Source organism: Streptomyces sp. V4I8, from assembly GCF_041261225.1.
GTDB lineage: Bacteria > Actinomycetota > Actinomycetes > Streptomycetales > Streptomycetaceae > Streptomyces.
Genome location: NZ_JBGCCN010000006.1, coordinates 38,376 through 46,997 on the forward strand (window position 1 = coordinate 38,376; position 8,622 = coordinate 46,997).

Annotated in this window: 9 protein-coding genes; 3 read left to right on the top strand and 6 right to left on the bottom strand. The window is 68.4% G+C overall.

Annotated elements, in window-relative coordinates:
* Positions 1–70: 70 nt before the first annotated feature.
* The 3 genes from ABIE67_RS50885 to ABIE67_RS50895 form a co-directional block, all read right to left on the bottom strand.
* Positions 71–766 (bottom strand): restriction endonuclease, encoded by a 696-nt coding sequence (locus tag ABIE67_RS50885; protein ID WP_370271273.1) that lies wholly within the window; start codon positions 764–766, stop codon positions 71–73.
* On the bottom strand, positions 763–945 hold the full coding sequence (locus ABIE67_RS50890; protein ID WP_370271274.1) for a hypothetical protein: 183 nt from the start codon (positions 943–945) through the stop codon (positions 763–765). Before ABIE67_RS50890 ends, ABIE67_RS50885 begins: the two co-directional genes overlap by 4 nt.
* 767 nt (positions 946–1,712) lie before the next feature.
* Positions 1,713–1,988: a hypothetical protein gene (locus tag ABIE67_RS50895; protein WP_370271275.1), complete on the bottom strand. Its 276-nt coding sequence runs from the start codon at positions 1,986–1,988 to the stop codon at positions 1,713–1,715.
* A gap of 181 nt (positions 1,989–2,169) precedes the next feature.
* Between ABIE67_RS50895 and ABIE67_RS50900 the strand changes: the two genes are divergently transcribed.
* Both ABIE67_RS50900 and ABIE67_RS50905 read left to right on the top strand, forming a co-directional pair.
* The gene (locus ABIE67_RS50900) at positions 2,170–2,661 is read left to right on the top strand and encodes a hypothetical protein (protein ID WP_370271276.1); all 492 of its coding nucleotides are present in this window, start codon (positions 2,170–2,172) and stop codon (positions 2,659–2,661) included.
* Between the two features lie 130 nt (positions 2,662–2,791).
* On the top strand, positions 2,792–3,052 hold the full coding sequence (locus ABIE67_RS50905) for a hypothetical protein (protein WP_370271277.1): 261 nt from the start codon (positions 2,792–2,794) through the stop codon (positions 3,050–3,052).
* A gap of 1,369 nt (positions 3,053–4,421) precedes the next feature.
* On the opposite strand, the gene ABIE67_RS50910 is transcribed toward ABIE67_RS50905, so the two are convergent.
* The gene (locus tag ABIE67_RS50910; RefSeq protein WP_370271278.1) at positions 4,422–5,684 is read right to left on the bottom strand and encodes a hypothetical protein; all 1,263 of its coding nucleotides are present in this window, start codon (positions 5,682–5,684) and stop codon (positions 4,422–4,424) included.
* A gap of 136 nt (positions 5,685–5,820) precedes the next feature.
* On the opposite strand from ABIE67_RS50910, the gene ABIE67_RS50915 reads away from it, so the two are divergent.
* Positions 5,821–6,369 carry a hypothetical protein gene (locus ABIE67_RS50915; protein ID WP_370271279.1) on the top strand — a complete coding sequence of 183 codons (549 nt, stop codon included), beginning with the start codon at positions 5,821–5,823 and terminating at the stop codon, positions 6,367–6,369.
* On the opposite strand, the gene istB is transcribed toward ABIE67_RS50915, so the two are convergent.
* Both istB and istA read right to left on the bottom strand, forming a co-directional pair.
* Complete coding sequence (istB, locus tag ABIE67_RS50920) at positions 6,315–7,085, bottom strand: IS21-like element helper ATPase IstB (RefSeq protein ID WP_370251676.1); 771 nt, start codon at positions 7,083–7,085, stop codon at positions 6,315–6,317. The two genes, ABIE67_RS50915 and istB, sit on opposite strands and share 55 nt — an antisense overlap.
* Positions 7,082–8,503 (bottom strand): IS21 family transposase, encoded by a 1,422-nt coding sequence (gene istA, locus ABIE67_RS50925; protein ID WP_370251680.1) that lies wholly within the window; start codon positions 8,501–8,503, stop codon positions 7,082–7,084. Before istA ends, istB begins: the two co-directional genes overlap by 4 nt.
* Positions 8,504–8,622: the final 119 nt, after the last annotated feature.

Below are 8,622 nucleotides of genomic sequence, written 5' to 3' on the forward strand. Positions count from 1 at the left end.
CCCGGCAAAATTGCCGGGTTCCGCTCAACCACGGGCCTCAGCCCATTTCCAGGGCGGGCAAAACTCTCATTTACCCCAGCGGCGTTGACCGGCGCGGGGGCGGCACCGCCCGCAAAAGCTCCCACAACGGACGCGAGCCCGCCGCCCACACGCCGAGCGTCTCGCGGTCCACCACATGCAGCCGCTGCTGCTTGGCGAAGCCGACCGCCGGCGCCGTCACCCGTCCGTTCGTCACGATCACCGCGACATCCACCCCGTGCACCTGCCGGGCCGTGCCGTTGAGCACCTGCAGATCCGGCGTACCCACCGCCGAGCCCCGGGCCCCATGGCGACGGTGCTTGCACTGGATCACCCAGCGACGGCCGTAGGGATCAGTCGCCTTCACATCCGCGCCGAGGTCCCCGCCACCGCCGACCCGCACCGCATCCCGGCAGCCGTCCCGGCGCATCAGATCCCGCACCGCATCCTCGAACCGAGAGTGATGCAGCGCGTCCAGCTGAGGCAGCCCGTAGCGCAGGCCCTGCGCCCGCACCGCCTCCCAACGCGCCTGCTGCTGCCGCTGATACACCCAGCCAACCGCTCCAAGGCTGGCGAGCACCACCGCGGCGACAAGCACCCACCAGTGGGCCAGCAGCCAGCTGACCACCATCACGAACAGCCCGATGGCAGCGGCCGCCGCCACCAGGAACACGATCAGTTCCCTCTCCGCCTGCTTCCGGCTGCGCCGACGCGGTCGTCGCCGCGCGGGCGGCCGCCGGCGCGTCATCGGTTCCCGTCCGAGCGCTCCCACGGGATCGGGTACGAGACCGTCGGCTGCGGCTGCTGCTTCACCGTGGTCGTGCTGTTGAACTTGATCGGGTAGCGCACCGTCGACTGCGGCCGCGGAGTCGTCCCGCTGCCAGTCGAGGACCCGCCGCCCATGCCCACCACGGCTAACGCCACCACGGCTAAGATCGTCATTTCCCGCCGCGCGCCCGGAGCCCACCGCGAATGTCCGCGACCGGTGTCCCGTCAGAGCGCACGTATGGCCGCACCCAAGGCATCGATGCCTCCCCCTCGTAGCAAAGTCCCCGCGAACCGCCCATGGTGACAGCGGGCACTGACAACAGGTCAGCACAACATCACAAAAGGTGATCAAGGAAGGCGGGAACAGGCCAGGTCACAGAGCGGGGCTCTGCCCCACACCCCGGCCACCCTGCGGAGGGTGGGGGAGGCAGTGATCTTGGGTGCGGGTTGGTGGGTGGTGGAGATGGTGGTGGGTCGCGGTGCGGCCCCCTCGTCGGACGGCACCCGGAGGGCACCACGGCCGCCGCCGGGCCGCCAGGCCAAGCCGCTCCGCGGTCGCCTACGGCGAGCCTGGCACCCCGACAACGCCCGTGGTAGGGCAGAGCCTGCCGCCCAACGAGGGAACCACCCCACTCAGCCCGACGCGCGGCGAAAGGCTCGACCGCCACCAGGACCAGCCGGTTACGGTGCTGACCATGGCGACCAGCACGACACCGAACCAACTTCCCGGATACGCCCTGCTGATCGCCGCCGAGCCACCCGTGCGCCACCCGCTCACCGTCGCCGCGATGCTCCCGCAGCTGTCCGCCGTCCCGCCGGCGCGACTCGTGGGCACCCCGTACGCGAGCGTCGTGCAGCTGGCCAACCCGGACGCCCCCAACACCGTGCTGACCGCCGTCCGCACGGCGGCCGCCGTCGAGGGCCACCTACTCATCTACGCAGCCGGGCACCTCGTGGTCGACCCCCGCCAACACCGCCTCCACCTGGCCCTGGCCCGCACCACGGCCCGCACCGTCCGGTACACGGCCCTCCCGTGGCACTGGATAGCCTCCGAAGTGCAGCACCGCGCACCGGGCACCACCACCGTGATGGTCGACCTGGCCGCCGATCCCGACGCCTGGCAGGCCCTCGTCCAGCACGAGCAGACCCTGGACGGGCCGTACGCCCTGTACGGCACGGTGCAGCTGCACGACCGCCGCCACAGGCCCAACCCCTCGTACACCCACGCGCTCGCCCAAGTCCTGCGCACCGCCACGTCGAGACCGTCCAACGACAAACTCCACCACCAGGCCGCCCGCGCCGCCGTACTCGAGGAAACCGCCACGCTGTGGCTCGGCTCCGCGTCGGCGAACCCAAACGCCGCCGCCCGCAGTCGACAGGCACATGGTCGACGTCCCCGCGCCGAGGCAGGAGCTCCCGCAGCCCGCCGAGCCCGCCCCGGCAGCCGAGGCCGACCCGCACCGTGCCATCACCCAGGCGAGCCAGGCTGGCCGCCATGCCGAGGCCGCCGCCATCGCGGCCTCGTGGGAGCAGAAGGCCCTCCGGGAGCACGGCGCCACCTCGGTCGAAGTAGCCCACTGGATCGAGGTACGTGCCGTCATCGCGCTGGAGGAAGGCGCCCCCGACCGGGCATGCGCACTGTGGCTACGAGGTGCCGTCATCCGCCTTACAGCCGGGCAGGGCGACACACACCCGGAAGTCCTTGCTGCCGTCGACCGCGCCCACTACGCCTGGCGCCACGTCACCGACCCAGCTAAAGCACGCGAGTTGGGCAGCGAGCTGTTGACCCTGCGAACCCGTGTCACCGGAAAGAGCGGCGCCCGCCAAGACGTCCAGCGACGCTTGGCGGGCCTTCCCTCGGCCCTACGACCCTGACGCCCCAAGGGCTCTAACCCCTCCCAACGCTGCAGAACCGCCCTAGAGCCCTTCCCAAGCCACGGGAAACTCGCAAGACACGCGATGAACTGTGGTCCACACGTGCCTCGTTGTGGATAAGATCTTACCCATGGCAGTACGAGGACGTCAGCAACCAGGCCGAACGGGAGTCTTCCCGGCGGACAAGCCGCTGCGCGCCACCGTGATGCTCAAGCCCGGCGACTACGTACGTGGGTTGTACGAGGAGCTGGTCAACGACATGGGCATCTCTGGCGCCGAAGTGCTTCGGGAGGCCCTCACCGAGCTGCACAAGCGGGAAGCTCGCCGCAAGGCGAGGCAGGCCCCGAAAGTGGCAGCGCATGCCAACCAGGAGCTGCCCAAGGCTGGATGACAACAACGTCCGGACATGCAAAAGGCCCTGACCCGAACCTTCAGATCAGGGCGCCGCATCGTTCCGGCGGGACCAACCCAGTCACAAGCTGCCAGGCGCGTCTCTGAGTAGTCCCTATTCACACAGGTGAAGCCCGTTTTCAGGTGCCGGACTGCGTCCGGCGCCGGAGCTTCGTTGTGCCCTCTCCGCTTCCGCAGGAAGGCAGTCGCATCCTAGCAACAAGCTGCGGTGCTGGCCCAGTGCGTCCCGATTCCGGTGTGTCCACGGGATGGATGTCACACCAGGTCCAGGTACCGCGTACCCGGTTCCTCCGGCCTCAGGCCGTTGAGGACTTCCCTGCCCGGGGGCCGCCGTCTTGCTGTGTCCAAGTCGCAGCAGGACGCGGCCCGCCGTGGTGGCGTGGGACGTGACAGCACCCATGGGAGACCGGTCCCAGGAAACCGGCCCGAGGCCCGGCGCGTGGCGAGCGCTGGGAGTCCGGACCTAGCCCGCGGTAGAGACCGGTCCGCGTTACCAAGACCGACCCCGGGTTAGGCGTCCGGGAGGTAGAGAAGGCCGATGTGGAGGTAGCTCACCCCACCCCCTGAGCGGAGGGAGAGCGCTACGGAAGTCAATCGTCAATCGAGCAGGCAGACGAGCCGGCCTTGCCATGGGAGTGATCCCCTGGCGAACAAGGTGGACCCGAGCCGGCGGGGGCGCAGAGCCCCCGGGAGTACCGCGACCTCCCCGCGCTGCCTGCAAGTCCCGGTCCCAGGGCAAGCGAGAAAATACCCGTAGCCCGATCTGACTGCGATGCCTCGACGGGCGTACCGGAGTACGCACGACAGCACGTGAGATCCCCTCCTAGTGAGACGGCAGAACTCTCTGGAGAACTCTGTCGTTTCACTAGGGGGGGCCTCCCCAGCTCCACCCGCTCTGGGCACCCGGAGCATCGCGGAGGGTGCGGGGGTGGAGAGGGAACAGCCGGGCGCTTGCGCCCGTCCTTAAACCAAAAGGAAGCGCCGCCCGGTACGGGCGTCCTTATCCGCCGGAGGCCGTGCCGCTTGCGGTGCGGCCGACATGTTCTGTCGGGCGTAAACGCCCGCCCTTCACCAGTTCGAACAGGGGTTCCCACGATGGTCAGTTGAACGCCCTCCCCGGACCCAGCCCCAGGACATGACCTCAAGGGACCGGCAGATGCCAACCTCCCTTGAAGACAACTGCCCGGGTTCCGAACGTGGTTGACGTCGGGACCCGGGCAGTAACGTGATGCTGAGTATCTGTGTCGCTGAAGGGGGCGCCTTGAGTCTGAAGGCCAAGTTCTACGTGTTGCTGGCCATCATCGTGATCGGGGTCTTGATCGGGTACAACAACCCGCAGCCCGGCTGACCTACGGGTTGCCCTGGCCGTTCTTGGTCGGGGCCGACGGCGACCCGCCGGACGAGGACGGGCGGGTCGAGTGGGCCGCGATCCCGCCCTGAGCGTGAGCCACCGAGGAACTCTGTGCGGGCGTGCTTGGCCTGGCCGACACGTCCCGTGATGCGTGTGTGTTGATTCCTGCCGTGATGCCGGTGACCGGCCGCGTCACGACTGCTGCAGCTTGGCGGCTGGCTGGGTCGTAGGTGTCCCGCCGCGCGGCCACGATCTCGTCACCCATTCCCGGTACGAACCGGAACAGCAGCGCGGACGCCATGATGGCGATCACGATGATGGCGAGCCCGCTGATGATCGCGGCCGTGCTGTCGGCGGGTTTGCCGCCCTCGGACATGGCGGACGCGAGCCGCAGCACGATCACGATGATGGGTTCGACCAGGATGAGGGCGACCATGATTCCGGCCCACTTGCGGACCCGCTCCCACAGTTTCCGGTCCACGATCCCGCTGTAGACGACCAGGCCCAGCACCGCACCGACGTAGAGCAGAGCTGCGCGGACGACCAGCTCCAGCCACACGACACCGGCCGCGATGATGGAGACCAGGGAGAGGCAGATGCGGGCGAAGGGCCCGCCATCCTGCGCGGTGTCATCGCTGCGCAGAGCCTCCGCGAAGGCGGAGAAGAACTTCGTGGACCCCTCGCCGGCGAGGGTCTGCGTCAGACCGTCGACCGCAGCGACGATGGTGTAGAGGATCAGGGGCGTGAACGCGGAGGCGAGCACAGTCACCCACAGCAGGCCGACCGCCTCACCCAGGGCCGTAGTCAGTGGAACCCCGCGGATAGCCCGCTTTATGACAGCCCATAGCCAGAGCAGGACGACCAGGAACGCGCTGGCGGCGAAGACGAGGCTGTAGGTCTTCAGGAACTGGCTGTTGGTGAAGTCGACCTCGGTGGTGGTCGCCACGGCGTTACTCAGCTGGTCGACGACCCACGCCGCGGTTTTCGCGATCCCGTCCGCGAGGGAGGACAGCGGGTCCAGGGTGGACGTCGGGTCCCCCAGGGACGGAGTACTGCTGCCGCCCCCGCTCCCTCCGCCGCCGCCGGTTTGTTCCTCGCACTCCTGGTGCGCAGGGCCATACACGAGTCCGCAGGGGTCTTCCGACTTCGTCGGCGTCGGGGAAGGCGTCGGGGCAGCGTGCGCCGGCAACCCCAGCACGAACAGCGCCACGAGGCCGACGACGGCGGATATCAACAGGCGGGCCGCAGTACGCGCGGACACATCAACCCCCAAACGGCTCAAGGAAGTACAGGCTCCCACGTCATCCCTGATCACGGCACCACGGTGCCTGAGAATCAGGAGCCCCAGCTACGGTCATGAGCAACAGTGACGATCACGGCCACGGGGAGAAGCTGACATGACGACGAAGATCCAGTGGCGGCCGATCCGAACGACCGTTTCCGAGTCCAGTCGATCACCCCGCGTGCTCATACCCGCGGTGACCGTGGTCGTCCTGCTGATAGCCGCCCTAGCCCTGGCAGGCCGGGACGAGTCGAGCGCTCAGGAGCCGACCTCAACCCCCGACTTGCTCGCCCCCGAGATACCCCACAGTCGCGCCGGCGCCCAGAGCGCGGCCGCCTCGGCCGCCAGCCGCCTCGGGGGCGAGGAGATGTTCAGCGAGCAGGGCCGCCACCACCTGATCCAGCTCATCGCCGAACCCGACCGACGCAACCAGATCATCAAGGACACCGACGCCGACTACGGGCCGCTGGCCCGCCAGATCGGACTGGACATCGAAGGCCGCCCGCCGGCGGGAGCAGCTTTCGTGAGCCGGACCATGCCCGCCGGGACGACAGTTGTCGGCGTACGAGCTGAAGTGCATAGCTGCGTACGTTTGAACGTGCAGAGGTGTCAGGCCACTTCGGTTTCCCGCTCGATGGCCTTGAGGCGGTTCTTGAGTCGGTAGCTCGGGCCGTTGATGGGGACGACTTCGCAGTGGTGGAGGAGCCGGTCGAGGATCGCGGTGGCGAGGACCTCGTCGCCGAAGACTTGGCCCCACTCGCTGAAAGTCTTGTTCGAGGTCAAGATGATGGAGCCCTTCTCGTAGCGCTTGGAGATCACCTGGAAGACCAGGTTTGCTTCCGCGCGTTCGAGGGGCTGGTAGCCGACTTCGTCGACCACGAGGACACTCGGCCGCAGGTAGGTGCCGAGTTTGTTGGTCAGCCGGCCGGCGGCTTCGGCGGTTTTGAGGTTGCGGACCATGTCGTCGAGGCTGGTGAAGTAGATCGAGTAGCCGGCCCGGCAGGCCGCGACGGCCAGGGCGATGGCGATGTGGGTCTTGCCGACTCCGGGCGGCCCGAGCAGGGCCGCGTTCGCCTTGGCTTCCACGAAGGAGAGGGTGGCGAGGTCCTTGATTTTGCGCGGGTCGAGGTCGGGCTGGAACGAAAAGTCGTACTCGTCCAGCGTCTTGTGGTGTGGAAGCCTCGACAGCCGCAGGCCCTGGCGGAAGCGCCGGTCGTCGCGGACGGCGAGTTCCTCGGACAGGACCAGGTCGAGGAACTCGAGGTAGCCCATCTTCGCTTCGTCGGCCCGCCGGATGTACTCGTTGATGGCTTCGGCCAGGTGGGGCAGGCCGAGCTTGCCGGCCGTGCTGCGGACGCGGGTGGAGACCAGCTCGCTCAAGACGTTTCCCTCGTGCTCGGGTGGGTGGTGAAGGGACGGGTGCCGGTCAGCTCGTCATAGACCGACAGCGGCCGACGGCCGACCTCGATCCGGGTGGCCGCGGCCCGGTGCAGCAGGGCCTGCAGCGGACCGGCTTCCTCGCCGGGGACACGCTCGTGACGAGGCTGGGGCGGGACGTCGCCGCTGGTGGTCCGGCGGCCCTGGCCGGTGGGCAGACCGTCCCAATGCTTCTCCTCCACGATGCGGACACCGCGGCCGACTGCCCGCGGGTGCATGGCCAACAGCGTTTCCCCGCTGGCATCAGGGGCGGTCGAGTGCAGCATGACCTGGGACTTTGTAGCCCTGATCTCCACCAGCTGGCGTGGGCGGACCTTGCGGGCGGGCACCGAGTAGAGGTTCCCGCCGAAGGCGACCAGACAGTCCTTGCCGACCGGCCGCAGATGCCGCTCGGCCACCAGATACGGCGTCGGAGGCAGCGGCTTGAGGGCCGCGTGGTCCCGGGCCGCCCGCTCACCGATGACCTCCCGGTGCGTCTTGTGGATCTGGGCCCGCCGCTGCGGCACCCACGCGGCGAACGCCGCGTCCATCTCCTCGACGGACGAGAAGGCCCGCCCGGACAGGACGTGGTCGCGCACGATCAGGACCTGCCGCTCGACCCGGCCCTTGCCCTGCGGCCGGTAGGCGGCCAGGACGTCGATGTCGAAGTCGTAGTGGCCGGCGAAGCCGACCGCTTCCGGGTGCAGCGGGACCGCCTCGCCGGGGGCGACGTGGCGGCGGACGACGGTCTTGGTGCGGTCGTAGACGATCGTCATCGGCACCCCGCCGAAGTGCGCGAACGCCCGCCGGTGGCAGTCGAAGAACGTCTGCAGATCCAGGCTGGTGGTGAAGCAGCAGAACGGGTCACGCGAGTACGACAGCACCATGTGGAAGGAGTAGACCTTGGGAATGCCCAGGTGAGCGAGGGTCTTGCCCTCATCACCCCAGTCCACCTGCGCCTGGGCGCCCGGGATCACCTCGAACCGGCGGTGCATCCCCGCCAGTTCCCTCGGCGTGATGCCCAGTTCCTCGGCGATCCTCGGGCGTGCTTCCTGAACGTAGAGCTTGACCCGCTGGTAGTTGCCGGTGAACCCGTACTCCTTGGCCAGCCGCTCGTGGATCACCGCGGCCTTCATCAGGACCTCGGCCCGAAGCATCGCGTCGATCAGCGGGGCGACCTCATCGACCACCCGCCTGCGTGGCTGCCCGCTCACCGTCCGACGCGGCGGCGACGCCGACCCGTCGGCAGACAAGTACTTGCTGACCGTCCGCCAGTTCAGCCCGGTTTCCTTGGCAACCTCCGACAGGCTCATGGCCCCGGACTCGACCAGGCCACGAAAACGCCGGAGTTCCAGCCAGCGCTGCGGGTCCAAGACCACCATCGACCCCTCTCTGCAACCTTGAACAACAGGCAGCAGAGTGCAGGGCACCGGCCCTCAACACATCAGGAACTATGCACGTTCATCCGTACGTGACTATGCACGTTCACGTGTACGCCGAC